At 73.9% G+C, this 24,673-nt stretch carries 23 protein-coding genes; 14 read left to right on the top strand and 9 right to left on the bottom strand.

What is annotated here, in order from left to right:
* Positions 1-10: 10 nt before the first annotated feature.
* Positions 11-2,533 (bottom strand): Pls/PosA family non-ribosomal peptide synthetase, encoded by a 2,523-nt coding sequence (locus ACH5A8_RS14915; RefSeq protein WP_399001818.1) that lies wholly within the window; start codon positions 2,531-2,533, stop codon positions 11-13.
* A gap of 368 nt (positions 2,534-2,901) precedes the next feature.
* Here ACH5A8_RS14915 and ACH5A8_RS14910 point away from each other — a divergent pair, with 368 nt between their 5' ends.
* Positions 2,902-3,840 carry an MIP/aquaporin family protein gene (locus tag ACH5A8_RS14910; protein ID WP_399001816.1) on the top strand — a complete coding sequence of 313 codons (939 nt, stop codon included), beginning with the start codon at positions 2,902-2,904 and terminating at the stop codon, positions 3,838-3,840.
* Between the two features lie 90 nt (positions 3,841-3,930).
* On the opposite strand, the gene ACH5A8_RS14905 is transcribed toward ACH5A8_RS14910, so the two are convergent.
* The 3 genes from ACH5A8_RS14905 to ACH5A8_RS14895 form a co-directional block, all read right to left on the bottom strand.
* Positions 3,931-4,422 (bottom strand): lamin tail domain-containing protein, encoded by a 492-nt coding sequence (locus ACH5A8_RS14905; protein ID WP_399001814.1) that lies wholly within the window; start codon positions 4,420-4,422, stop codon positions 3,931-3,933.
* A gap of 228 nt (positions 4,423-4,650) precedes the next feature.
* On the bottom strand, positions 4,651-5,676 hold the full coding sequence (locus ACH5A8_RS14900; RefSeq protein ID WP_399001812.1) for an alcohol dehydrogenase: 1,026 nt from the start codon (positions 5,674-5,676) through the stop codon (positions 4,651-4,653).
* A 116-nt stretch (positions 5,677-5,792) separates the two neighbouring features.
* On the bottom strand, positions 5,793-6,797 hold the full coding sequence (locus ACH5A8_RS14895; protein WP_399001810.1) for a TIGR01777 family oxidoreductase: 1,005 nt from the start codon (positions 6,795-6,797) through the stop codon (positions 5,793-5,795).
* A 197-nt stretch (positions 6,798-6,994) separates the two neighbouring features.
* Between ACH5A8_RS14895 and ACH5A8_RS14890 the strand changes: the two genes are divergently transcribed.
* The gene (locus tag ACH5A8_RS14890; RefSeq protein ID WP_399001808.1) at positions 6,995-8,050 is read left to right on the top strand and encodes a permease; all 1,056 of its coding nucleotides are present in this window, start codon (positions 6,995-6,997) and stop codon (positions 8,048-8,050) included.
* The gene (locus ACH5A8_RS14885) at positions 8,047-9,012 is read left to right on the top strand and encodes a TIGR03943 family putative permease subunit (protein WP_399001806.1); all 966 of its coding nucleotides are present in this window, start codon (positions 8,047-8,049) and stop codon (positions 9,010-9,012) included. The genes ACH5A8_RS14890 and ACH5A8_RS14885 overlap by 4 nt, the downstream gene beginning before the upstream one ends.
* Positions 9,013-9,065: 53 nt before the next feature.
* Here the strand turns inward: ACH5A8_RS14885 and ACH5A8_RS14880 are convergent, their stop codons facing one another.
* Positions 9,066-9,872 (bottom strand): thioesterase family protein, encoded by an 807-nt coding sequence (locus ACH5A8_RS14880; RefSeq protein WP_399001804.1) that lies wholly within the window; start codon positions 9,870-9,872, stop codon positions 9,066-9,068.
* Positions 9,873-10,167: 295 nt separating this feature from the next.
* On the opposite strand from ACH5A8_RS14880, the gene ACH5A8_RS14875 reads away from it, so the two are divergent.
* Entirely contained in the window at positions 10,168-10,671 is a 504-nt protein-coding gene (locus ACH5A8_RS14875) for a GNAT family N-acetyltransferase (RefSeq protein ID WP_399002394.1), read from the top strand.
* A 129-nt stretch (positions 10,672-10,800) separates the two neighbouring features.
* On the opposite strand, the gene ACH5A8_RS14870 is transcribed toward ACH5A8_RS14875, so the two are convergent.
* Entirely contained in the window at positions 10,801-11,244 is a 444-nt protein-coding gene (locus ACH5A8_RS14870; RefSeq protein ID WP_399001802.1) for an ATP-binding protein, read from the bottom strand.
* Positions 11,245-11,390: 146 nt separating this feature from the next.
* Between ACH5A8_RS14870 and ACH5A8_RS14865 the strand changes: the two genes are divergently transcribed.
* From ACH5A8_RS14865 to ACH5A8_RS14845, 5 genes are all read left to right on the top strand, one after another.
* Positions 11,391-12,155 carry an IclR family transcriptional regulator gene (locus tag ACH5A8_RS14865; RefSeq protein ID WP_399001800.1) on the top strand — a complete coding sequence of 255 codons (765 nt, stop codon included), beginning with the start codon at positions 11,391-11,393 and terminating at the stop codon, positions 12,153-12,155.
* A 51-nt stretch (positions 12,156-12,206) separates the two neighbouring features.
* Positions 12,207-13,721 (top strand): glycerol kinase GlpK, encoded by a 1,515-nt coding sequence (gene glpK, locus ACH5A8_RS14860; protein ID WP_399001798.1) that lies wholly within the window; start codon positions 12,207-12,209, stop codon positions 13,719-13,721.
* A gap of 498 nt (positions 13,722-14,219) precedes the next feature.
* Complete coding sequence (locus tag ACH5A8_RS14855) at positions 14,220-14,963, top strand: GNAT family N-acetyltransferase (RefSeq protein ID WP_399001796.1); 744 nt, start codon at positions 14,220-14,222, stop codon at positions 14,961-14,963.
* A gap of 189 nt (positions 14,964-15,152) precedes the next feature.
* On the top strand, positions 15,153-16,214 hold the full coding sequence (locus ACH5A8_RS14850) for a PP2C family protein-serine/threonine phosphatase (RefSeq protein WP_399002392.1): 1,062 nt from the start codon (positions 15,153-15,155) through the stop codon (positions 16,212-16,214).
* Between the two features lie 439 nt (positions 16,215-16,653).
* On the top strand, positions 16,654-17,058 hold the full coding sequence (locus ACH5A8_RS14845) for an SseB family protein (RefSeq protein ID WP_399001794.1): 405 nt from the start codon (positions 16,654-16,656) through the stop codon (positions 17,056-17,058).
* Between the two features lie 51 nt (positions 17,059-17,109).
* Here ACH5A8_RS14845 and ACH5A8_RS14840 read toward each other — a convergent pair whose 3' ends face one another.
* On the bottom strand, positions 17,110-17,499 hold the full coding sequence (locus ACH5A8_RS14840) for a MarR family winged helix-turn-helix transcriptional regulator (protein ID WP_399001792.1): 390 nt from the start codon (positions 17,497-17,499) through the stop codon (positions 17,110-17,112).
* 177 nt (positions 17,500-17,676) lie between these two features.
* Positions 17,677-18,021, bottom strand: coding sequence for a VOC family protein (locus ACH5A8_RS14835; protein ID WP_399001790.1), 345 nt, complete (start codon positions 18,019-18,021; stop codon positions 17,677-17,679).
* A 349-nt stretch (positions 18,022-18,370) separates the two neighbouring features.
* On the opposite strand from ACH5A8_RS14835, the gene ACH5A8_RS14830 reads away from it, so the two are divergent.
* From ACH5A8_RS14830 to ACH5A8_RS14810, 5 genes are all read left to right on the top strand, one after another.
* Positions 18,371-18,661, top strand: coding sequence for an ArsR family transcriptional regulator (locus tag ACH5A8_RS14830; RefSeq protein ID WP_399001788.1), 291 nt, complete (start codon positions 18,371-18,373; stop codon positions 18,659-18,661).
* A 358-nt stretch (positions 18,662-19,019) separates the two neighbouring features.
* Positions 19,020-19,856, top strand: a complete 837-nt coding sequence (locus ACH5A8_RS14825; protein WP_399001786.1) for an undecaprenyl-diphosphate phosphatase — start codon at positions 19,020-19,022, stop codon at positions 19,854-19,856.
* Positions 19,857-20,047: 191 nt separating this feature from the next.
* The gene (locus tag ACH5A8_RS14820) at positions 20,048-20,776 is read left to right on the top strand and encodes a FadR/GntR family transcriptional regulator (protein WP_399002390.1); all 729 of its coding nucleotides are present in this window, start codon (positions 20,048-20,050) and stop codon (positions 20,774-20,776) included.
* A gap of 142 nt (positions 20,777-20,918) precedes the next feature.
* On the top strand, positions 20,919-21,938 hold the full coding sequence (locus tag ACH5A8_RS14815; RefSeq protein ID WP_399001784.1) for an asparaginase: 1,020 nt from the start codon (positions 20,919-20,921) through the stop codon (positions 21,936-21,938).
* Positions 21,939-22,267: 329 nt separating this feature from the next.
* On the top strand, positions 22,268-23,191 hold the full coding sequence (locus tag ACH5A8_RS14810; RefSeq protein WP_399001782.1) for a glutaminase: 924 nt from the start codon (positions 22,268-22,270) through the stop codon (positions 23,189-23,191).
* Between the two features lie 104 nt (positions 23,192-23,295).
* Here ACH5A8_RS14810 and ACH5A8_RS14805 read toward each other — a convergent pair whose 3' ends face one another.
* The gene (locus ACH5A8_RS14805; protein WP_399001780.1) at positions 23,296-24,501 is read right to left on the bottom strand and encodes a D-alanyl-D-alanine carboxypeptidase family protein; all 1,206 of its coding nucleotides are present in this window, start codon (positions 24,499-24,501) and stop codon (positions 23,296-23,298) included.
* Positions 24,502-24,673 lie beyond the last annotated feature (172 nt).

Here is a 24,673-nt window from a genome sequence, read left to right as displayed (position 1 = left end):
TGCCCTTTCCTCAGTTCGCCGTCGGCGCCGCGGGATTGCCTCCCCAGGCCGCGTTCGCGGGGACTTCCTCGCCCTTCATCAGGAAGGAGTCGGGCGCCAGCACGGCGCCGTCGCCCAGCGTCACGCCGTAGTGCACGTGTGAGCCGACACCGAGGGTGACGCCGGTGCCGAGCGTGGTGTGGTCGGACTTGAAGGTGCCGTCCTCCTGCGAATGGCACTGGATCTTGCTGCCGGCGTTGAGCGTGCAGTCGTCCCCGATGGCGGCGAGCGTCCGCTCGGTGATGTAGCAGCCGTCGTCGAAGACCCGGCGGCCCACCCGCACCCCCATCAACCGCCACACCAGGGGCTTGAACGGCGTCCCGTTGAAGACGGCGAGATACCGGTCCGGCACCTTCCACAGCCGCTCGTGCCACCAGAAGTACGGGTCGTAGATCGAGCACAGCCGGGGGCGCAGCGCCCGGAAGGAGGTGATGGTCCGCTCCACCAGGACGTAGAAGAGGGTGGTGAGGGCCAGGGTGAGGGCCAGATACGCGGCGATCACCACGTGCCCCAGCGTGCCGTACAGGTCGACGGAGGCCAGTCCGATCGCCGTGAGCACGGTGGTGTGCAGCCAGCGCAGGAGCAGGTGCAGCGCCATCGAGCGGAGGTTGTAGCGGTTCTTCGCGGCGAGGTTGCGGCGCAGTTCGTCGCCGGTGCGCAGGTGGTCGAAGCGCGTGTCGCGCTCCACGGTCCGGGGGATCTCGAAGCACGGCGAGCCGAGCAGTCCGACGCCCTCGCGGACCTCTCCGTCGAGCGGGACCATCACCTTCGTCGCCAGCAGGCAGTTGTCGCCGGTCTTCGCCCCGGCCGGGTACGCGATGTTGTTGCCGAGGAAGTTGCGGGCGCCGATCGTGGCCCGGGCCACCCGGAACGAGGTGCTGGAGAACTCGGCGTTGAGGACGGACAGTCCGTCGGCGACCATCGTGCCGCTGCCGACGGAGACCAGGAACGGCGTCTCGTGCTGGACCTCGGTGCCGAAGTTCGAGCCCGTCTGCTCGACCTTGGACAGGTCGTAGCCGAGACCGCGCAGGTAGGGGACGATGTAGGAGCTGTCGCCGAAGAGCCAGGGGAAGAACCTGACGTTCGTCAGGGCCGCCACGGCGCGGTGCGCGGCGTAGTGGAAGCCGTAGAGCGGGTAGACGCGGTCGGGCCGGACGACCAGGCTCAGCAGGCGGGGCACGGTGTACAGGGCGGCGAGGCCGAGGACGAGCGCCCCGAGGAAGAGCACGGTGGCCACGACCAGGGTGTCGGTGACGAACTCGGCGGCGGTGGCGGTCCTCGTCGCCGTGTCCAGCCGTCTGCTGAGCGCGGGCACCTCCGCGAACACCATGTACACACCGCCGACCGCGATCGGCAGGTAGAGGAAGAGGAGTTGGAGCAGGCTGGTGAGCGCGAAGCCGGCCCTGCGCAGTGTGCCGCACCGGGCCGGCGGGACCCGCACGTGGTCGACCTGGGTGGGCTGGGCCGGGGAGCCGTGCCGGCGTTCCCCGGCCGGGATCTCCTGGCCCCGGTACAGGGCGGAGGCGTGCCCGAGCTGGGCGCCGTCGCCCATCGCGGTGTCGATGTCGAGCACCGTCTTCTCGCCGACGAACACGTCCCGGCCGAGGGTGATCCGGCCGGTCTGGATGCGCCCGGAGTGGGCCCGGTAGCCGAGGAGGAAGGCGTCCTTGCGAATGACCGTGCCGGCGCCGACGGTGAGCAGGTCGGTGCAGACCGGCACGGTGCGGCTGAGGATCGTGACGTCCTTGCCGATCCGCGCGCCCAGCGCCCGCAGATACATGACGTACAGCGGATTCCCCACGAAAAGGATCATGGGATTGGCGTGCAGCAGTGTCTTGACGATCCAGAAGCGCAGATACGCCGGGCTCCAGATCGCGAACTCCCCCGGTTTCCAGCGCCCCACGAGGATCCATTTGACGGCGACCGGGAAGGCGCACACGGTGAGGAACCCGGCACTGCCGCACAGGAACGACCGCACATAGACGTCGGCGAGGCCGGATCCCGCCGCGACCCACTCGTAGGCCCAGGCGGTGGACATTCCGAGGACGAGGGAATAGCAGAGGAAGACGAGCGCCTGCGCGGTCCCGCACAGTACGTGGCGCGCGGCGCCCGGCGGGACGGCGGGGGCCGGTTCCGCGGCAGGGGCGCCGGTCGTCGCCGGGGTCCGGCCGGCCGGGGGAGCGGGAGGCGCCTCGGTGAGCGCCGCGGTCAGGTCGCGCAGGGTCGGGTGCCGGTAGACGTCCTTCATGGACACGGACGGCAGACCGGGGTGTTTGCGCACCCTCGCGCAGAACTGGGCCATCACCAGGGAGTTGGCGCCGAGTTCGGTGAAGAAGTGGCTGTCGGGCGGCACGTGTTCGGCGTGCACGACCTCGGCGAGGATGCCGGCGAGTTCCCGTTCGGTGTCCGCCGCGGCGGGGTCGGCGCGCGCGTCGCGGGCCGTCGCAGGTCCGTCCGGCCCGGGCATCAGGATGTCGGCAGACTTCTCCACCATGCGAGCTCCCTGAGGAAAGGTCGAAAACCGTCGGCCAGCGGTGGCCGGTCCCCGAGACCGAGCGTTTTCGCCTGATCACGAAACCATGGATCAGTTTTGTGCGGTCCCGGCCGGGGTGCCACTCGGGTGCGTCCGTATGGAGTTCTGGGCAGGCGGGACGCGGTTCCCCGGCGCCGCGGGAGGGGCACGAGGGCATGGAGCGCGGGGGACGCCACCCGACAGACGTCCGAACGCGGGCCGAGTGGCCGCCACCGGTCCGGGCGCGCAGACTGAGCAGTGCGCGGGGCCGTGACCGGGCTGTGGCGCGGGCCGCCCCGGAGCCGGGCTGTGCCGGCTCGTACGCCGGACCGTTCGTGGAGGGGGCCGATATGGCCGTAGAAATCCCGCCCCTGATCAAACCCTCCCGTCTCAGGCGCCGTGGAGGTCTGTGGGGTGAATGCCTGGCGGAGTTCCTGGGGACGTTCGTCCTCATCGCCTTCGGAGCGGGCGTGGTGGCCATGGCGGTCGCGGCGCTGCCCGGATCGGGCCGTACCGAGGGCCCCACGACCTTCTTCCTGGGCGCCGGCGACTGGCTGCTGATCTGCTGGGGCTGGGCGTTCGCCGTGGTCTTCGGCGTGTACGTGGCCGGCGGTGTCAGCGGCGCGCACCTCAACCCGGCGGTGACGCTGGCGTTCGCGGCGCGGCGCGGGTTCCCGTGGGCGAAGGTGCTTCCGTACTGGGCCTCGCAGGTGGTGGGCGCGTTCGCCGGCGCCGCCCTGGTGTACGGCGTCTACCACGACGCCATCAACACCTTCGACCAGGCCATGAAGGGACCGAAGACCAACGGGCACACCGTGGCCTCGTTCTCGATCTTCGCCACCTTCCCGGCGCCCTACTTCCACGGCGGCAACTGGGGGCCGCTGATCGACCAGATCGTCGGCACCGCCCTGCTGGTGATGCTGATCGTGGCGATCGTCGACCTGCGCAACACCGCTGTGAAGGCCAACCTCGGCCCGCTGGTGATCGGCTTCGCCGTCGCCGCCATCGGCATGTCCTACGGCGCGAACGCGGGCTACGCCATCAACCCGGCCCGTGACTTCGGACCGCGGCTGTTCACCTTCGCCGCCGGCTGGGGCAGGTTGGCCCTGCCGGGCAGCGAGGCGGGCGCGTTCAGCGACTACTGGTGGATCCCGATCGTGGGCCCGCTCGTGGGCGGGCTGGTCGGGGTCCTGGTCTACGACCTGTTCATCGGCGACGTCCTGCACATCCGCGCCCAGCAGAACGAACTCCCCGAGGTCGGCCGCGCCCGGCCCGTGGAGGAGGACTAGTCACCGCTCCGGCGCCCCCGGCGGCCCGGTGGGGCCGCCGGGGGCGCTCGCCTGCCGGCGGCCGTCCGTCCGCCGGCCGGGGGAGCGGGCTCAGCCGTGGTACGTGATGTAGCCGTTGCCGTCGCGGTCGTCGCGGGACTTGGTGTACGCGTGGACGTCGGCGCGGGCGCCCGAGGGCTTGTAGAGGTAGATGGTGTCCTTGTCGTTGTTCCAGATGAAGTTGCAGTTCTGGCGGTAGGCGACGTTCTTGGCGTCGGAGTCCGTGCCCTTGCCGCCGCGCAGGCTCACGTAGTCGCCGTACTCGAGGTAGTGGTTCGAGCGGAACGTGTACCGGTTGCCGGTGGCGTCCTTGACGACGTAGCCCTTGAGGTTGACGGTCGTGTGCGAGTAGTTCTTGATCGTCAGGTACTCGCTCCTGGTGTTGCCCTTGGTGCAGCTGTTGGAGTCCCGTCCCGGCGCGTCGTACTGGACGCCCTTGATCTTCAGCGCGGACGAGTACTCGGTGGCCTGGGCCGGCACGGCGGCGACGACGGCGACCGTGCCCGCCGTGGCGACGACGGCCAGCGCGGAGCGTATACGCATGAGGTTCCCCCCTCGGTGATGCGGATGAGGCGCCAGGAGCATACACAACACATGGCCGACGCGTGACGGTGATGTGCGCGAAATGTGAAGGCCAGTGGCCGGTGAGCCCGTTGTGTCCTCTTCTGCTCCGGTGTCACACGGCGCGCCTCCCGCGCATCGCGCCTCCGCACCGCACGACGAAGGGCGCCCGCTCCCCGGGGAGCGGGCGCCCTTCGCACCGACGGGGCGTCAACCCGTCGTGAGCACCATGCGGAAGCGGGCGGAGCCCGACAGCATCCTGCGGTACGCCTCGTCGGCCTCGGCCAGGGGCGCCACCTCGGTCATCGGCCGGATCCCGTGCAGGGCGCTGAACGCCATGGTGTCCTCGACGTCCTGCGCGGTGCCGGACGGATGACCGCGGACGACCCTGCCGCCCGTGATCAGCTGGAGCGGACTGATCCCCAGCGGATCGGGCGTCGCCCCGATGGCCACCAGCTCGCCGCGGTGCGTCAGCCCGTCCACCGTCGCCGAGATGGCCTCCGAGCTGCCGGCGGTGGCCAGCACGGCCTTGGCCCCGCCGAGCGCCTGCAGCGCCTCACCGACGGGCGTGTCCGCCGTGCTGTCGACATAGTGATGCGCGCCCAGCTGCTCGGCGAACCGGGCCTTGCCGGCGCCCCGGGCGATCGCCACGGTCTCGAAGCCCATGGCCACCGCGTACTGCACGCCCAGGTGCCCCAGCCCGCCGATGCCGAGCACCGCGACCAGGTCGCCGGGCCGGGCGGCGCTGCGCCGCAGCCCGTTGAACACGGTCACGCCCGCGCACGCCATGGGCCCCGCGTCGGCCGCCGCCAGGGACTCGGGAATCCGGGCCAGGGCGTCGACCGGTGCGATCATCCGCTCGGCGAAGCCGCCGTCGTACGCCCATCCGGGAACCTTCAGGGTCTCGCACACGACGAAGTCGCCCTGCCGGCACGCGGTGCAGTGGCCGCAGCTGCCGCCGAACCAGCCCACCGCCACCCGGTCCCCCGGCTGCCAGCCGTACTCCGCCGCTCCGTCGCCCAGCGCGTCGACCCGCCCCGCGACCTCATGCCCGGGGACCAGCGGGAACCGTACGCCGGGCATCACCGCGTCCACGAAGAAGGCGTCGCTGTGGCAGATCCCGCACGCCTCCACGGCGATCCGCACCTGGCCGGCCCCCGGCTCGGGGACCTCGCGCTCGACGATCTCGAACGGCCCGCCGGCGGTGGCCACCTGCGCGACTGTGTAGGCACTCATCCGGACCTCCCGGAACGGCAACGGGTACGACGCGACGCCCCCCGCCCTCCAGCACACCAGCTCCGGGCCGATCGCGCGCGCCGAACCCGCCCGCCAGGCCCACGGGCCGGCAGGCGTCAACCCGCCCGGCCGCCCCGCGGCGCGCCCACCGCACCCCGGGACCCGGGCCGCTCGGCGCGAGGCCGGGTCCGCACCCGCCGCACCAGGTCGTCGGCCGCCTCCGGCCAGTGCGGGTGCTCGAACGCGAAGCCCGCCTCCAGCAGGCGGCCGGGGACCACACGCCGGCTCTTGAGCAGCAGTTCGGTGTCCGAGCGCAGCACGAACGCGCCGATCTCCGCCATCCACCCGGTTGCCGGAAGGCCGACCGGGACACCCCACGCCGCGCGCAGCGCGCGCATCAGCGCCCGCTGCGGCAGCGGCGCCGGCGAGGAGAGGTTCACCGCTCCGGCGATGTCCTCCCGCTCGATCAGGAACCGCACCGCGCGCACGAAGTCCCGGTCGTGGATCCAGGACACGTACTGCGCGCCGCCCGCGACCGGCCCGCCCAGGCCGAGCCGGGCCAGGCCCAGCAGCACGTCGAGGACGCCGCCCGGGTCGGGGCTCATCACCATGGCCGAGCGCAGGGCGACCTTGCGGGTGTGCGGGGTCCGGGCGCGTTCCTGCTCGCGTTCCCAGGCCCGGGCGATGTCGACGCTGAAGGACCAGTAGTCCGGGACGCCGGGCTCCGAACCGCCGATCAGCCCGTCGCGTTCGTCGTTCGGCGCGTCGAAACGGTGGGCGTAGATCGTCGCCGTGCTCATCTGCAGCCAGACGCGCGGCGGCCGGGCGGCCGCCTCGATCGCCTCTCCCACGACCCGGGCCGACCGCACCCGCGAGTCCATCATCTCCCGCAGGTTGGCGGGTGTGTAACGGCAGCTGACGCTGCGTCCGGCCAAATTCACCACCGCGTCGCAGCCGTCCATCGCCGCGGCCCACGGGCCGAGCGTCCGCCCGTCCCACGCTATGTGCCCCCGGCGCGCCGGCCGCCGGGTGAGCACCACGACCTCGTGTCCGGCGGCGGTCAGCGCGCGCTCCAGAACCGTACCCACCTGCCCGGTGCCGCCGGGCAGCACGATCTTCATCGGACTCGTCCCCCTCTGTCGGTCAGGACGACTCTAACCGAAGAACTGAACGCGTTCAAAAAGTTGTCCGCCGTTCCTCCGACGGAGCGTCACCCGGATCGCCCGCCGGCGTACGCGTCCGGCGGCGCGTCCCGCGCACGGGCGGGGGGCCGGGGCCCGCTATGTTCGCTGCGGACATAGCGACGTTCGGAGCCGCCATGCAGAAGACCGAAGTACTGGCCGAGGAGCCCGGGGCGTCCCCGGCCGCCTCGGCGCACTCCCCGGCGTCCGCGCGGGCCGGCGACGCCGCCGGGCGCGGCTGGCCCCGCCTCTGGCCGGTGCTGCTGCTGGGTGCGGCCGTGCTGCCCGGTACGGTGGTCTTCGTCGCCGGCCGGTGGGGCGACGGACAGGCCTTCCAGGCCTGGCGGACCGTCTGCCTCGCCGTCACCGTGCAGGCGCTGCCCTTCCTGCTGCTCGGCACCGCGCTGTCCGGCGCCATCAACGCCTTCGTCCCGGCCCATGTGTTCAGTCGTGTGCTGCCCGGGCGGGCCGCGCTCGCCGTCCCGGTCGCCGGCGTCGCCGGAGTCGTCCTGCCGGGCTGCGAATGCGCCTCGGTGCCCGTGGCGAACAGCCTGATCAACCGGGGCGTGACCCCGGCCGCCGCGTTCGCGTTCCTGCTGTCGGCGCCCGCCGTGAACCCGGTGGTGCTGACCGCCACGGCGATCGCGTTCCCCGGCGACATCGCCATGGTGCTGGCCCGGCTGGTCGCCTCGCTGGTCACCGCCGCCGCCATGGGATGGCTCTGGCTCCTGTTCGGCCGTGAGGAGTGGCTGAGGTCGACCGTGCGGCACACCGGGCACCGGCCCGGCCACAGCCGCTGGACGGAGTTCCGGCTCGGCTTCCAGCACGACTTCCTGCACGCGGGCGGCTTCCTGGTGCTCGGCGCGATGGCCGCCGCCACCTTCAACGTGACGGTCCCGCGCACCGTGCTCGACGCCTTCTCCGGCTCGCTCTGGCTCTCCGTGCTGTTCCTGGCGGCCCTCGCCGTCCTGCTCGCGGTCTGTTCGGAGGCCGACGCGTTCGTCGCGGCCTCCCTCACCGGATTCTCACCCCTGGCGCGGCTGACGTTCATGGTGGTCGGCCCGATGGTCGACCTGAAGCTGATCGCCCTTCAGGCGGGCACCTTCGGCCGGGCGTTCGCCGTCCGCTTCTCCGCCGCGACCGCCGTCGTGGCCGTCCTGTGCAGCACCCTCGTCGGAGGCATCCTGCTGTGAAACGCCCCCTTCAGGTGACCCTGCTCGTCCTCAGCGGACTCGGCCTGCTGCACGCCGCGCTCTTCACCGACCTCTTCCTGCGCTACGTCAAGGAGGGGATGCGCCCGCTGCTCGTCGCCTCCGGGACGCTGCTGCTCCTGCTGGGCGTGGCGGAGGCCTGGCCCAAGCGCGCCGAGGGCCGCGGCCCCGGCCACGAGCACGGTCCCGGCCACGAGCACGGGCCCGACCACGAGCACGGGCCCGACCGCGCCCGCGGCGAGCGCGACGACCGCGATCACGGCGGCGGCCCTGTCCTGGCGGACCACGCCGACGGCCTCGACGCGGCGGACCACGGCCCTGTCCCGGCGGCCCACGGCCACGGCGACGGCCACGGAGAGGACGGAGCGTACGGCCACGGCGAAGGGGAGAGCCGCGGTGGGGGAGCGGGCCATGGCCACGACCACTCCACCGTGCCCCGCGTCGCCTGGCTGCTGTTCCTGCCCGCGCTGAGCCTGCTCTTCCACGCCCCGCCGGCCCTCGGCGCGTACACCGCCTCCCGTGAGGCGCCCAAGGCCGTCACGGCCGGGGAGCGCCACTTCGACCCGCTGCCCGCCACCTCGCCGCTGCCGATGACGCTCACCGACTTCACCCGCCGCGTGCAGCAGGACCGCGAGCGGGCCATCGAGGGGCGCACGGTCCTGCTGACCGGGTTCGTCACGCCCGACAAGGGACCGGACACCTGGTACCTGACCCGGATCATCCTGTCCTGCTGCGCCGCGGACGCCCAGTCCGTGAAGGTGCGGATCCACGGGGCCCGGACCCTGCCCGCCGACACCTGGGTGTCCGTCACGGGCACCTGGCACCCAGGCGGCACCCTGGGCACCGCCTCCGCGCCCGCCGACCTCGACGCCGGTGCCGTCCGGCGGATCGAGCGGCCGGTCAACGGGTACACCGACGACCTTCCGCTCGTCCCGTCCCGCTGACGGCCGCCCGGCTGCCCGAGCGCCCGGCCGCCGGGCGGTCAGGCGCCGGGCGGTCAGGCGCCCGGCGCGGGCCGCACGGTGAGGATCTGCTCGGCCCGGCCGACCGGACCGTGCACGTCGTGCAGGACCGTGCTGGTCAGTCCCTGGCCGCTCGGGCCGAAGACGACCGTGGTGTCCAGGCCGGTCCAGTCGCCCTCCGGCCGGCGGTGCAGGTGGACGGTGAGGTCGACGTTGGGGAACATCCACCGCGTCGGCCGCTCGCGCACCGCGATCCCGTTGGCGGTGTCGACGAGGGCCAGGTAGGAGGCGAGCGGGCCGACGGGCTCACCGGCGACCAGGGCGAGCGGCGTCGACACCCACGCGGTGGCGCGGCCCGGCCGCGGCGGGGCGACGGGGCGCACGTCCAGCGACGCGATGTAGCCGCCGGGCCACACCTCGGCCATCGGCCACGGCGCGAGCGCCTCGGGCGGGGTGAGCCGGTCGTCCGCGCCGCCGGCGACGGCGGCCGTGTCCAGCTCGGCCAGGAGCCAGGCCCGGGCCCGGACCACCGGGCGGCCGCCGACGCGCACCACCGCCTCGAGGAGTTCGATCGTGCGGCCGGGGCGTATGGTCTCCACCTGGATCTCGCACTCCTCCAGGGCCAGGCGGCCCAGGATGTCGTAGCTGATCCGGGACACGAGCAGTCCGCCGGCCGGACGCGCGGCGAGGTGCCGCTCGATGACGTGGGCGACGAGCCCGCCGAGCGGGCTGAAGTGCAGTTCGTTCTCGTCCCAGGCGCCGCTCGCGTGGGCGGTGGGCTTGAAACGGTGTTCGTCGATGCGCACGTAGTAGCTGTCGGGGACCGCGCGGCCGGTGTTCAACGGGTTCGTCTCCTCGGGATCTTCGGGGCCTGCCGGATCGTTGGCCTCTGCACAGGGTATGGAGCGCGGGCAGCGCCACGACTTCCGGGAGGATCTGTGCGGCTGAGGAACGTCACGCGGGACGGCGTCGCCGCCCAGGGCCTGCCCGGCGGATCATGTCGCAGGTGAGCGGCGGTGCCGGATCGACCGAGGTGAGCGGGGCTTGGTGCGTCCCTGCGCAAGGCGGAGGAGGGCGTCGACGCGGAGCGTCGGCAACCGACGACAACGCCGCACAGGGGCGTGCCGAGCCCCGCGTCTGCGGCATGATCCGCCGGACAGGCCCTACGTCCGGATGCGGTGCGATCCGGTCATGATGGCCGGGCTCGGCGGACCGCTGCCGGCCGACGGCATGGCCGACAAGGTGCGCAGGGACGCCGCCTCCGCGGCGGCCGACACCGCGTGGATCAAGATGATCGTCCTCGGCCCGGCCAGGCCCGAGGAGGTGGCCGGGACGGTGAGCCTGTGGTCCCACGACGACGGAGAGGGGCCCGTGTCGGAGATCGGCTGGATGGTCCTGCCCGAGTTCCAGGGGCGCGGCCTGGGAAAGCTCGCGACCCGCACCCTGCTCGAACAGGCGCGCGACGAGGATCGCTGGGGCACGGCGCACGCGTTCCCGGCGACGGACAACTCGGCCTCGAACGGCGGCTGCCGCTCCCTCGGCTTCGGGCTGCTGGGCCGACGCGACGTGCCGTTCGCCGGGCGGGTGCTGCGCGGCAACCACTGGGCCGTCACGCCGCGCACCGACCTCCCGCCCCGCTGAGCGGGTCCGGGCGGACGGGCGGGTCCGGGCGCGAAGGAGGAGGGGCGGACACGCCCGCGGGCGTGCCTGTGCGGCGGGGGAGAGGGGACACGCCCGGGCGGATGGTGGACCGGGGGCGTGCGCGGCCCGTCAGCCGGCGAGCACCTCCGCCCAGCGGTGGGTGCCGCCGGGACCCGTCCACGTCCCGCACCGGGCCGACAGGGCGGTCACGATGCCCAGGCCGCGGCCGTGCTCGTCCGGGTCGGGCGCCGAGGCCGGTCCGGGCGGTGCGGCCGGCCCCAGGTCGCTCACCTCGACGTGGACCGCCCCGTGCCCCTCGGACGGCACCCGCCACAGGCGCAGCGTCGCGGGCGGCCGGGCGTGCACCAGCGCGTTGGTGACCAGCTCCGAGACCACCAGGAGCACGTCGTCGGCGACGCCGGTCGGCAGGTTCCAGCCGCCGAGCACGGCACGCACGCGACGGCGTACGGAGGGGACGGATCCGGGCGTGGGCGGCAGCGGGAAAGCGTGACGGGCGTGGTCGGCGTGGCCGGCTTCCCCGCGGGGCGCCGCGTCGAGCTGCGCTGCGGTCATGTGGCCTCCTTCTCCGGGCGGCGCTGCCGACCGGAAGTCGGGCGCGACAGGAAACGCTAGGGAACGTATACGGGGCGGTCAATGAATCGCGGTCGGCATTGCCGAACGGCAGTCCTGAACGGGGCAAATAGGATTAATATCGCTCCATGGCCGGACCCGTCCAGTCGATCGAACGTGCGGCGGCGATCCTGCGCCTGCTGGCCGGCGGGCCGCGCAGGCTCGGGCTCGGCGAGGTGGCGTCGTCCCTCGGACTAGCCAAGGGCACAGCCCACGGCATTTTGCGCACTCTTCAGCACGTCGACTTCGTCGAACAGGACGAAGCGACCGGGAAGTACCAGCTCGGGGCGGCGCTGCTGCACCTGGGCACCAGCTACCTCGACGTCAACGAACTGCGTTCGCGCTCCGTCAACTGGGCCGACGCGCTGGCCGCCCGCAGCGGGGAGGCCGTCCGGCTGGGCGCCCCCCTGGAGGGCCAGGTTCTCGTCGTCCACCACGTCTTCCGCCCGGACGACACCCTGCAGACCCTCGACGTGGGCGCGCTGCTGCCGCTGCACGCCTCCTCCCTGGGCAAGGTGCTGCTGGCCTTCGGGGCCGCGACTCTCGACTCGCCGGCGGAGGACCTGGCGGCGTACACCCGGCACACCCTGGTCGTCCGCGAGGACCTGGACCGGGCGCTGGCCGAGATCCGCGAGCAGGGCTGGGGAGCGGAGGTGCAGGAGATGACCATGGGCGACGCCGGGATCGCCGCCCCGATCCGCGGGCACGGCGGGCTCGTGGTGGGGGCCGTCTGCCTGTCCGGCCCCGTCGAGCGGATCTGCGACCCCAGGGGCCGGCCGGTGCCCGCGCTGACCGCCCTGCTCCGCGAGGCCGCACGGGCGATCTCCCGGGACCTGGGGGCGACCCGCTGGTAGCTCCCGCCAGGACCTCGCAGCCGCCCCACGCATCGGAAGGCAGGCCCGAACATGGTTGACCGGTATGTGATGTCCATCGACCAGGGCACCACGTCCACGCGGTGCATCCTGTTCGACCATCGCGGACGACTGTGCTCGGTCGCCCAGCGCGAGCACCAGCAGCACTTCCCGAAGCCCGGCTGGGTCGAGCACGACGCGGTCGAGATCTGGCGCAACGTCCAGCGCATCGTGCCCGAGGCGCTGGCCTCCGCGGGCGTGGACGCGGAGCAGATCGCCGCCATCGGCATCGCCAACCAGCGCGAGACCACGGTGCTGTGGGATCCGCGCACCGGCGACCCGGTGGGACGGGCCATCGTCTGGCAGGACACCCGCACCGCTGCGCTCGTCGAAGCGCTCAGGGACCGGCCCGGCGACGAGTTCTTCCTCGACCGCTGCGGCCTGCCCCCCTCCACGTACTTCTCCGCCCCAAGGATCCGCTGGCTGTTCGACAACACCCCCGACCTGGAGCGGCGCGCCCGCGACGGCGACGTGCTGTTCGGCACCGTCGAGAGCTGGCTGATCTGGAACCTCACCGGCGGCACCGACGGCGGACTGCACATCACCGACCCCACCAACGCCAGCCGCACCATGCTCCTCAACCTCCGCACCCTGACCTGGGACCCGGAGCTGCTGGACTTCTTCGGCGTGCCGCGCGACCTGCTGCCCGAGATCCGCTCCTCGGCCGAGAGCTACGGCGAGGCCCGCGCGCTGCTCCCCGGGGTCCGCATCACCGCCGCCCTCGGTGACCAGCAGGCGGCCCTGTTCGGGCAGACCTGCTTCTCGCCCGGCGAGGCCAAGTGCACCTACGGCACCGGCAGCTTCCTGCTGATGAACACCGGCACCGACCTGGTCAGCTCCCGGCACGGGCTGCTGACCACCGTCGCCTACCGCATCGCCGGCCAGCCCACGGTCTACGCCCTCGAAGGCCCGATGGCCGTCACCGGCTCCCTGGTCCAGTGGTTCCGCGACCGGCTCGGCATGATCAACACCGCGCCCGAGATCGAGACCCTGGCGCGCACCGTGGAGGACAACGGCGGCTGCTACATCGTCCCCGCCTTCTCCGGCCTGTTCGCCCCGCACTGGCGCAGCGACGCCCGCGGCGTCGTCGTCGGCCTCACCTCCTACATCACCAAGGGGCACCTGGCCCGGGCCGTGCTGGAGGCCACCGCCTGGCAGACCCGGGAGGTCGTCGACGCCATGAACGCCGATTCCGGCCTCGCCCTGAAACAGCTCAAGGTGGACGGCGGCATGACCTCCGACCACCTGCTCATGCAGATGCTCGCCGACGTACTGGACGTCCCCGTCGTACGGCCCCTGGTCGCCGAGACGGTCTCCCTGGGCGCCGCCTACGCCGCCGGGCTCGCCGTCGGCTACTGGTCCGACCTGGAGGTGCTGCGCGGCAACTGGCACCGGGCCGGCCAGTGGCTGCCGGACATGGACCCCGAGCGGCGCGCCTGGGAGTACGAGAGCTGGCAGCGGGCCGTGGAACGCTCCCTGGGCTGGGTCCGCCCGGGCGGCCCGCGCTGAGGCCCGCCGGGCCCGGCGCCCACACCTGTCAGGACCTGTCGTCAGTCCCCGCGCCCACGCCTGGCCCCCGCGCCCCGCGCCGGCCCGGCCCAGTGCCCCACCCGGGCCGGCGCGCACCCCCGCCAGGGCCCGGTGCCGTCGCCCGCCGGGCGCGACGGATTCGGCGGCCGGCGGCGCATCGGCCCGGAGACCGTGGTTACTCATAGGACGAGGGTTCGGAAGTGAGCCCCCGGGCTCTCCGCGCGGTGGATCATCGCGGAGGGCCCTTAGCGACGCGCCCGGACGCGACCGCGCGGCAACGTGCCCGCCCGGCCCGCTGACCGGCGGCGATACGGCGTGATCGCCCCCCGCCGGGCTTCATCCGACCGTTTCCCGTTCTTCACCCCTCCGTTTCCCACCCAACGACACCCGCGGCACATGCTGTACCACCGCCCCGCGCCGCGCAGCCGGCCCCGGGCGACGACGCCTCTCCCCGCTCCCAGAAAGACCGAAGGCCCTGTGCCCGAACCCGTCGTTCTCACCGGCCGCAGGACGCGGCTGGAACCCCTCGCCCCGCACCACGCCGAGGGCCTGGCCCAGGCCGGAACCGAGGACCGCGCCTCCTACGCCTTCACCCCCGTGCCGCACGGGCTGGAAGCCGCCCGCGCCTACGTCGAGCGGGCCCTGGCCGACCAGGCGGCCGGCCGGGCCCTGCCGTTCGCGGTGATCCGCGCCGCCGACGGCAGGGTCGTCGGCTCCACCCGCTTCCTCGAACTCGACTACTGGCAGGGCCCCCTCGTGTGGCCCCCGGCGCCCGGAGTCCCGTACGGCGATCCCCGCACCGCGGTGCCCGACGCCGCCGAGATCGGCAACACCTGGCTCGCCGCCTCCGCCCAGGGCACCGGGATCAACACCGAGACCAAGCTGCTCCTGCTGCGCCACGCCTTCGAGACCTGGCGGGTGCGCCGCGTCTCCTTCCGCGCCGACGCCCGCAACCTCCGCTCGTGCGCCGCCATCGAACGGCTCGGCGCCCGCTGCGAAGGAATCCGCCGGGCCCACTCGCGCGGGCTGGACGGCGCCGTGCGCGACACCGCCTTCTACTCCGTCCTCGACGAGGAGTGGCCCACCGCCCGCTCCGTCATCGAACTCCGCCTCGCCGCGGGCCCGCCGGCCGCCGCCGGGCCCGCCCCGCTCGCCGCTGCCGCCCCGGACGTCGCCGGGCCGCGATCCGACGACGCCGCCGGCCGTCTCGTGCGGGCGTAGTCCGCGCCGGGCGGCGGGAGGCCGGGCGTGTGACGGGCGCTCCGCGGCGCAGGACGTGACTCCCCGTGTGGCGGGCCGCGCCGTGACGGAAGTGGTGACGGCAGGCCAGGGATGAGAGCATGACGTGTGCCGCTGCAGCACTTGCGGCGTTCCCTCTCCGGGCGGGCGCTGGTTCTCGCCCCGCTGGGAATGATCGTCGCCGTATGCCTCGTGGACGTCCTCGCTCCGCCGGACGTGCACCTCGGCCCCCTGCTGGTCGGGGCCCCCGCGCTGACCGCCGCGTTCTCCGGTCCCCGCACCACCGCGCTGATCGGCGCCCTGGCCGTCGCCGGCCAGGTGGCCATAGGCCTGGCCCGGGGCACGCTCGGCACCGAGAACCTCCTCGCCCAGATCGCCGCCCTGATCCTGGTCTCCGCGCTGATCGTGCTGTTCTGCGTCGTCCGGGAGCGCAGTCGGCACCAGCTCGACCAGAGCCGGACCGTGGCCCACGCGGTGCAGGAGGTGCTGCTCCCGCCGCTGCCCGAGCGCAGCGGCCCGCTGCGGATGTCCAGTCTGTACCTGGCGGCCCAGGACGAGGCGTCCCTGGGCGGCGACCTGTACGCCGCCGCCCGCACCGACGACAGCACCCGGCTGCTCATCGCGGACGTACGGGGCAAGGGGCTCGCCGCGATCAGCCACGCCGCCCTGCTGCTCGGCGCGTTCCGCGCGGCCTCGCACCGCCGGCCCACGCTGCCGCGCCTGGCCGTGCACCTGGACGGCGCCATGCGATGGGACTCCCGGCAGTGGCAGGCGGAGGAGGCGCCCGACACCGACGAGGCGTTCGCCACCGCGCTGCTCATCGACATACCCGACCGGGAGGACGTCGTCCGCGTGGTCAGCTGCGGCCATCCCGCTCCGGTCCTCTTCGCGCAGGGCCGCGCCGACACGCTGGCCGCCGAGACCGTCGCGCCCCCGCTGGGACTGGGCGGCCTCACGGGGGCCACGGCCTACGCCGTCGCCTCGTTCCCCTTCCGGCCCGGCGACACGCTGTTGCTGCACACCGACGGCGTACTGGAGGCGCGGGACGCCGACGGCGCCTTCTTCCCCCTCTCCGCGCGCGCGGCCGTCTGGGCCCGCGACGAGGCCTCGGCCCAGGGCGTCACGGCGCCGGACGACCTGCTGGCACGGCTCCGTGACGATCTCCTCGCCCACACCCGGGGCCGGCTCGGCGACGACACGGCGGCCGTCGCGATCAGCCGCGAGGAGCTGTGACCGACCGCGAGGGGCTGGAACCCAGGTCGGAGGCGGGGTTGGCGCGCCCCGACCGGGCCACCTCCTCGCGGTCGGCGTACCGCTCCGGCGGGATCCCGCGCGGCGCCTTCACGACTTGCGGCGCCGGACCGGTTCGCCGCCTCGATCAGGTCGTCCCCGCCGGCCGGGAAGTCGACCTCCTTGACGGCCCTCACCACGTCACGGGCGCTCGCACTGAGGGCCATGACCGCATCTCCCTTTCCCCTTCTTCCTCCTCGGACCACGGGGCGAAGGGACATATCGGGTAACCGTCATGCCGTCACGCGGGTGAGGGCGCGTCGCGCCGATTGCCGTGGTCACGGGCGGTTGCGCCGGGTGCGATCGGGTACGCGTCCAGGGCCGTGCCCGGGCGATCAGCTCCCCGGGCGGACCCCCTACCGCCGCTACCAGGGAATCTGCCATGGACACACCCGAGAACGACCGCATCGCCGCCACACAGGCCCAGCAGGCGCTGGACGTCCTCGCCGAGAACGCCGAGGACACGGCGGCGCTGGAGGCCCTCGCGCACAGCGACGTGCTGATCCCGGTGCCCGACGACGTGAGCGACGAGGACGCCACCAACCCGTCGTCGGTGGCCCTGCCCGTCCTGGAGCAGCCCGGCGGGGTGCCGGTGGTGCCGGTGTTCACCTCGGAGCTGGAGATGTCGGAGCTGCTGCCCTTCGTCTCCCGCTACCGCCTGGTGCCCCTGGGCGCCCTGGCCTCGCAGTGGCCGGCCGAGGACCTGTCGCTGACCATAGACGCGAGCTCCCCGCACGGCCTGACCCTCACCTCGGAGGGCGTACGCACCCTGCTGGCCCGGCCGTAGGCCGGGCCGTACGGTCAGCCTCGGGGCGGAGCGCGAAGCGGGGCCGCGGCGTCAGCCGCCGAGCATGCGCGCGAGCACCTCGCGCTGCAGCGGAAGCACCTCGGCGTGCAGCTCGCGGCCCTTGCGGGTGAGCGAGAGCCACACCCCGCGCCGGTCCTCCGCGCACACCGAGCGGATCACCAGGCCGTCCTTCTCCAGCCGCCCGATGAGACGGGACAGGGCGCTCTGGCTGAGGTGGACCCGCCCGGCGATGTTCTGCACCCGGCACAGGTCGCCGTCGGCGGGCGACTCGGACGCCAGGATGTCCAGCACCTCGAAGTCGCTCGCGCCCAGGCCGTAGGGGTGCAGCACGCGGTCGATCTCGCACATCGTCCGCGCGTGCACGGACAGGATGTCCCGCCACTGTTCCCCGAGCCGGGCGCCGGCCGCGTTCGCTCCCATGCACCGCATGGTAGTGCGGCGGGGGGCACGGCAGCGGCGGCCGGATGCCGGGCGGACTCGGTGCGGACCGACGTGGCGCGGTGCGCACCGACCTGGTGCGGGGCTGGGTGACGCGGTGCGGACCGACGTGGCGCGGTGCTGATGGGTGGGGTGCGGACCGGCGGCGCGGCGGCCGGCTCAGGCGTCCTGGAGAAGCCCGACGAGGTTGCCGTCCGCGTCCTTGACGAAGGCGATCAGCCGGCCGCCGCCGACGTCCTGGACGTCGTGCAGCACCTCGGCGCCCGCCGACACCAGGGCCGCCAGCCGGCTCCTGATGTCCGCGACGTGCCAGTAGGGGACCGGACCGGTCATGCCCTTGGAATGCCCGTTCGGGTCCAGGCCGACGTCCTGGCCGGCCGCCTTGAAGCCGACGTAGTAGGGCTCGTCCGCGTACGGTTCGACTTCGAGCAGCGCGCTGAACAGGGCCTTCGCCCGGGCGAGGTCCTTCACGGGGTAGATGATCGTCTGGAGGCCGGCGGTCATGGCGTGCTCCTCGGCGGTGGAAGGGGCGGGGGCGGTGGTGACTGGGCCGACGGGTGCGTCGGTGGTTCCACGTTATGAGGGGGGAACGCCGGACCGCTTCTCGAAACCTGACCGCCTGCGGCTCCGGGTGGTGACGGGCGGGCGGAGCGGACGGAACACCGCCCCGGTGGCCGTGCCGCCGGCGGCACGGCACGCCGCCGGGCCCCTGTCGTCGAGTCGTGCACGGCTGGGACCCCGGGCCGTCCGGTACCGGACAAGAGTGGGCGAGTCCCGGACACGGCGGGTCCCTCCGCGCCACAGTGGGAAACCTCAGGACGGGGCGGCCACGACGGACGACAAGGGGGCGGAGATGCCGAGGACTCCCGCCGGCCGGACGCGCACGGCCATCCTGGAGTGGCTGAAGGACCCGCCCGGGCACGCTCCCCGAGGCCGGTCCCGCCGGCCGCCGGACGGGCGCGGCGCGACCGCGCGGGCCGTCGCCGCCGGCCTCGGCATCCCCCTGCGCACTGCCAGGACGCACCTCGCACTGCTCGCGGACCTCGGTCTGCTGCGCACCCGGCGCGTGCTGCGCCGGACGTACTACCGGCGGGACGAGTTCCGCATCGCCGAGGTGTGCCGACTGTTCGAGAAGGGCTGGTGACCGGGGCGGGACACGCGCGGCCGCGGGCCCCGACGCCCACCGCCCCGTTCGGTGCTCCGGGCCCGGCACGACCGCGCCGCGGCCCCGCCCCGGACTCCGCTCGCGGCGGCCGACGGGCCCCGGACACCCGGTCGGGCCGCCGCCGCGGGCGGGGCGCGGAGGGGGCGGGGGTGCGGGCGGAACGTGGACGGGGCGCGGGCGGGACTTCACGGGCCCGGGAGCGGTCCTCGCGCGGGATCCCGCGTTCAGCGGGGCGCCGGCCGCAGGTCATCGGGATGTCACCTCCGCGCAGTAAGAGTGTCTGCGGCGCGGGCGTGTCTGCGCCACTGTCGACCCGCCATCCCCAGAACTGGATCCCATGAGCGCCATCTCCGTCGGTCAGGCCGTCGTCCTCGGAGTCGTCGAGGGGGTGACCGAATTCCTCCCCGTGTCCTCCACCGGCCATCTCAAGATCGCCGAAGGTCTCATGGACATCCCCGTCGACGACAGCTCCGTCGTCGGCTTCTCCGCCGTCATCCAGGTGGGCGCCATCGCCGCCGTGCTCGTGTACTTCTTCAAGGACATCGTCCGGATCGTCTCGGCCTGGTTCCGCGGCCTCACCGACCGCGAGGAGCGCTACCACCACGACTACAAGTTCGCCTGGTGGGTGATCTACGCGACGATCCCGATCGTCCTCGTGGGCCTGGCGGCCAAGCCCCTGATCGACGGGCCGCTCGGCTCGCTGTGGGTGGTCGCCGGTTCGCTGATCGTCGGCAGCGGTGTGATGTGGTGCGCGGACCAGATGGGCCGGCACAAGCGCGGTGAGGACGACACGTCCTTCAAGGACGCGATGCTGGTCGGCGCCTCGCAGATCCTCGCCCTGCTCTTCCCCGGCTTCTCCCGCTCCGGCGCCACCATGTCCACCGCGCTCATCCTGGACCTGGACCGCGTCGCCGCCACCCGCCTGTCGTTCTTCCTGGGCATCCCGGCCCTGACCGGAGCAGGCATCTACGAGCTGAAGGACGCCCTGGGCGCGGGCGTGGGCGCCGCTCCGCTCGCCGTCGGCACCGTCGTCTCCTTCGTGGTGGCCTACGCCTCCATCGCCTGGCTGCTGAAGTTCGTCGCCAAGCACTCCTTCAACGCCTTCGTCCTCTACCGGATCGCCGTCGGCGTGCTCCTCTTCGGCCTGCTGGGCGCCGGCGTGCTCGACGCCTGAACGGCCCTCGGTCCCGCCCCGTGCCTCCCGGACGCGCGGGGCCGGACCGCGGCGCCGGGCGGTCCCGGACGCGGGATCCCCGTCCCCGGGCCGCCCGCGCGGGCCGGGCCCCGCGCCTGACGGCTCTCGCGCCTGACGGCTCTCGCGCTTGACAGTTCTCCTCCGCAACCCGGACCATCACCCCTGTGACCCTGAACCTGTCAGGCAGCCAGACAGGTGGCGTGGCACCGCGGCGCGTGAGCGCCATGGAGGCGGTGCTCACCCACCTGCGCGGCGCCATCGAACGCGGTGAGTACGCGATCGGCGACAAGCTCCCCTCCGAGGCGGAGCTGTGCCGCACCCTCGCCGTCTCGCGGCCCGTTCTGCGCGAGGCGCTGCGCGCCCTGCAGACCATGGGCCTGACCGTCTCGAAGACGGGCAAGGGCACCTTCGTCGTCGCGGCCGTCGTGGAGGACCCCACGTTCGGGGACTACGCGGCCGGCGATCTGATGGAGGTGCGCCGGCACGTCGAGGTGCCGGTCGCCGGCTACGCGGCGCTGCGACGCACCCCCGAGGACCTGGACCACCTGCTCCACCTGCTGGAGCGGATGGAGCAGGAGACCGACACCACCTCCTGGGTCGCGCTGGACACCCTGTTCCACCTCGGTGTCGCCCGAGCCGCCCGCAACCCGGTCTTCCGACGGGTCATCGAGGAGATCCGGGACGCCCTGGCCCGCCAGTCGGCCTTCCTGACCGAACTGGGCGGCCGGCGCGAGCAGTCCAACCGGGAGCACCGGGCCCTCGTCGAGGCGCTGACCGCCGGCAGCGAGCACGACGCCGTCCAGGCCATGACCCACCACCTCGATCGCGTCGAGACCACCCTCACCGCCATCGTGCGCCCGGCGCACCACCCCGCCCCGGGCGGGTCCGGCGACGTGTGAGGCACACCCCGCCCGCAGCGCGCCACACCCCCGCACGACGCGGCCGGCACGCCCCCGCGGCCGGACGCGCACGCCTCGGACGAGGCCCCCGCGCACACCCCGCGCAGCCCCACCCACCCACTCACCAGTGACGCAGGCAACCATGCACACCACTTCCCCCGCGGCGGCGCCGCCCGTCCGCGAACCCCGCCACACCCCCGTCGCCCACCTCATACGCGGCGGCGTCATCGAGGGCGTCCACCACGGCTCCGTCGTCGTCCTGGACTCCGACGGCGAGATCGGCTTCCGGCTCGGCGACGTCGAGGCCGCCTTCTACCCGCGCTCGGCGCTCAAGCCCGTACAGGCCGCGGCCATGGTGCGGGCCGGGCTGCCGCTGGAGGGCGACCTGCTCTCGCTCGCGGCCGCCAGCCACTCGGGCGAGGAGCGTCACCTCGCGGGCGCCCGGCGCATCCTGGAGCTGGCCGGCCTGACCGAGGACGACCTGCGCAACGTCCCCGACCTGCCCTTCGGCCCGGCCGTCCGGGACACCTGGGTGCGCGCGGGCCGACTGCCCTCCAGGCTGGCCCAGAACTGCTCCGGCAAGCACGCCGCCATGCTCTACACCTGCCGGCTCAACGGCTGGTCCCTCGACGACTACCTCGACCCGGCCCATCCGCTCCAGCGGGCCGTCGCCGAGACCGTCGAGGAGCTCACCGGGCAGCGCGTCGCCCGCGTCACCGTCGACGGCTGCGGCGCGCCCCTGTTCGCGGTCTCCCTGCACGGTCTCGCCCGCGCCGCCGCCTGCATCACCACCGCCGCCTCCGGCACCCCGGAGGCACGCGTCGCCGACGCGATGCGCGAGCACGCCGAGACGGCCTCCGGCGCCGGCCGCGACGTGGCCGCGCTGATGCGGGCCGTGCCCGGGCTGCTGGCCAAGGACGGCTTCGAGGGCGTCGAGGTCGCCGCCCTCCCGGACGGCCGGGCCGTCGCGCTGAAGATCGCCGACGGCGCGGACCGGGCCCGGATCCCGGTCGCCGCCGCGGCCCTCGCCCGGGCCGGCGTCGACCCGGCCCTGCTGACCCGGTTCGCGGGCGAGCCGCTGCTCGGCGGCGGCGTGCCGGTCGGCCGCGTCCGCCCGGTGGACGCCCTCGTCCCCGAACCGCTGGCCTGCGCCCAGGCCTGAGCACACGGCCTGTCGCCGCCTCGCCTTCCGTGTCGCCTGCCGCGCCGGTGCGGCGGCAGGCGCCGCAGCGCCGGGCACACCCGTGTCCGTACCGAGCCGCCTCGGGGCGGGCCGCCCAGGAGCCGCCCGCCCGGGGAGGGGTCCGCTCGGGGCCGTCCCGCCGAGGCCGTTCGCGACCGTCCGTCCCGCTGAGGCCGTTCGCGACCGTCCGTCCCGCTGAGGCCGTTCTCCGTGGCGGGCGTTCGGCAGAGGCCGTCCGGGGCCGCTCAGAGAGGCTGTCCGGGCCGGTTCGCGCCGGGGCGGTGCCGCTCGCGGGCACAATAAGGATCATGACGTCCTCGATGACCTTCCAGCCGGTCCTGGAGCGCATCGCCGAGGAGATCGAGCGGACGCCCGGCCGCGGGCGGCCCGCCGACTACATCCCGGCGCTCGCCGCCCGCGACCCGCGCGCCTTCGGCATGGCCGTCGCGGAGCTGGACGGCACGGTGTACGGGGTGGGCGACTGGCGCGAGCCCTTCTCCACGCAGTCCATCACCAAGGTCTTCACCCTCGCCCTCGACCTGGCCCGCGAGGGCGACGAACTGTGGGAGCACGTGGGCCGCGAACCCTCCGGCAACCCGTTCAACTCCCTGGTGCAGCTGGAGTACGAGAACGGCATCCCGCGCAACCCGTTCATCAACGCCGGCGCCCTGGTCGTCACCGACCGCCTCCAGACCCGTACCGGCGACGCGGCGGGCGAACTGCTGCGGCTGCTGCGCGCCGAGAGCGGCAACCCGGACCTGGACTTCGATCCGGAGGTCGCCGCCTCGGAGACCGCGCACGGCGACCGCAATGCCGCCCTCGGCCATTTCATGGCGTCCTACGGCAACATCGACAACCCGGTGCCGGTCCTGCTCGACCAGTACTTCCGCCAGTGCTCCGTCGCGGCCTCCTGCGCCGACCTCGCGCTGGCCACCACCTTCCTGGCCCGGCACGGCGTCCGCGCCGACGGCACCCGCCTGCTCAGCCGCAGCCAGGCCAAGCAGGTCAACGCGGTCATGCTGACGTGCGGGACGTACGACGCGGCCGGCGACTTCGCCTACCGGGTCGGGCTGCCGGGCAAGAGCGGGGTCGGCGGCGGCATCATCGCCGTCGTGCCCGGCCGGTGCACGCTGTGCGTGTGGAGCCCCGGTCTGGACGAGCGGGGCAACTCCGTCGCGGGGGTCGCGGCGCTGGACCGCTTCACCACCCTCACCGGGCTGTCGGTGTTCTGAGCCCGGCACGGGCAGCCGCCCCGACCGGACCCGGGGCGGCGGTCCGGCGGGTCACCGGGACACAGCCGTCCCGGCGGATCCCCGGACGCGGCCGTCCCGGCCGGTCAGCCGCGGCCGTGCCGGGAACGCCTGCGCCGCAGTCCCACCAGCACCGCACCGGCGCCCAGCCCGACGGCGCCCGCGATCGCGCCGGTCTCCGACCAGTCCGACGCCGACCACTCCGACGCCGACCCGGCCTTGGCCGCCGCGACCGGCACGGGCGAGGGGGCCGCGGCCGGGGCCGCGGCGGCGTGCGCCACCGGGCGCAGCGCGTCGAGCGAACCGACCGGGTCGACGTGTCCGGAGGCGTCGAACCCCCAGTCGAGCAGTTGGCGCGCCTCCTCGTACACCTCGAAGCCGTCGCCCTCCTGAGGGTTCATCAGCGTCACGATGAGGGTGCGCCCGCCGCGGTGGGCGGCGGCGACCAGGGTGTTGCCCGCGTTGCTGGTGTAGCCGTTCTTGATGCCGATCAGCCCGGGGTACGGCGCCACGCCGTCGGCGCCGGTCAGCAGCCGGTTGGTGTTGGCGATCCCGAAGGTGCCGCCGTCGTTGCCGGGGAAGGAGGCGTCCGCCGTGGAGCAGTAGCGGGCGAAGTCGGGGTTGCGCAGCCCGGCACGCCCGAACACCGCGAGGTCGTAGGCCGAGGACACCTGTCCGTCCGCGTCGTAGCCGTCGGGGGAGACGACGTGGGTGTCCATGGCGCCCAGCGACCGGGCCTTGGCCTGCATCTGCCGGGCGGTGCGGTCCCAGCCGCCGTTGAGCGACGCGAGGACGTGCACGGCGTCGTTGCCGGAGTTGAGGAACACCCCGCGCCAGAGGTCGGCCACCTGATACGTGTGACCCTCGACCACTCCGACCAGGCTGCTGCCCTCCCCGATGCCCGCCAGTTCGGCGCCGCTGACGGTGTGCCGCAGGCCGCCGGGGAAGGCGGGCAGCACGGTCAGCGCGAACAGCGTCTTGAGTGTGCTCGCGGGGGGCAGCTTCTCGTGCGCGTCGTGCGCGGCCAGGACCTCGCCGGTGCCGGCGTCGGCCACCAGCCAGGACAGGGCGGAGAGCTCCGGTGTCTCGGGCGCTCCGGCCCGGGGCCGGACCTGCGTGCCCTCCTGCTCCAGCAGGGCGGGCCGCGGCATCGCCGCCTTCGGCCGCCCCGGCGCTCCCGGGTCCGTCCCGGCCCGGCCCATGGCGGCGGCCGGGGAGGTCATTATCAGCAGGCCCGTCGCGCAGAGGGCACAGGCGGACAGGGCGGCGCGAGAGGGGAATCCGTTCGTCATATCGCAAACGTAGGAACGAACCGACAAAGGCGTGACCTTGCCGGGGGCCGAACGGGGCCACGAGCACCCGGATGCCCCAGCGCGTGCGGCTGTTCGGGCCGTGACACGTCCCCGGCACGTCCGCGACGCGGGCGGGACGGCCGGCTCCCGCGTCCCTCGGGACCGCCCCAGG

This window comes from Streptomyces sp. NPDC018610 (assembly GCF_044391765.1).
Taxonomy (GTDB): Bacteria; Actinomycetota; Actinomycetes; order Streptomycetales; family Streptomycetaceae; genus Streptomyces.
The sequence above is the reverse complement of the archived record's forward strand: the minus strand, read 5'-3'. Positions and strand labels throughout refer to the sequence as shown.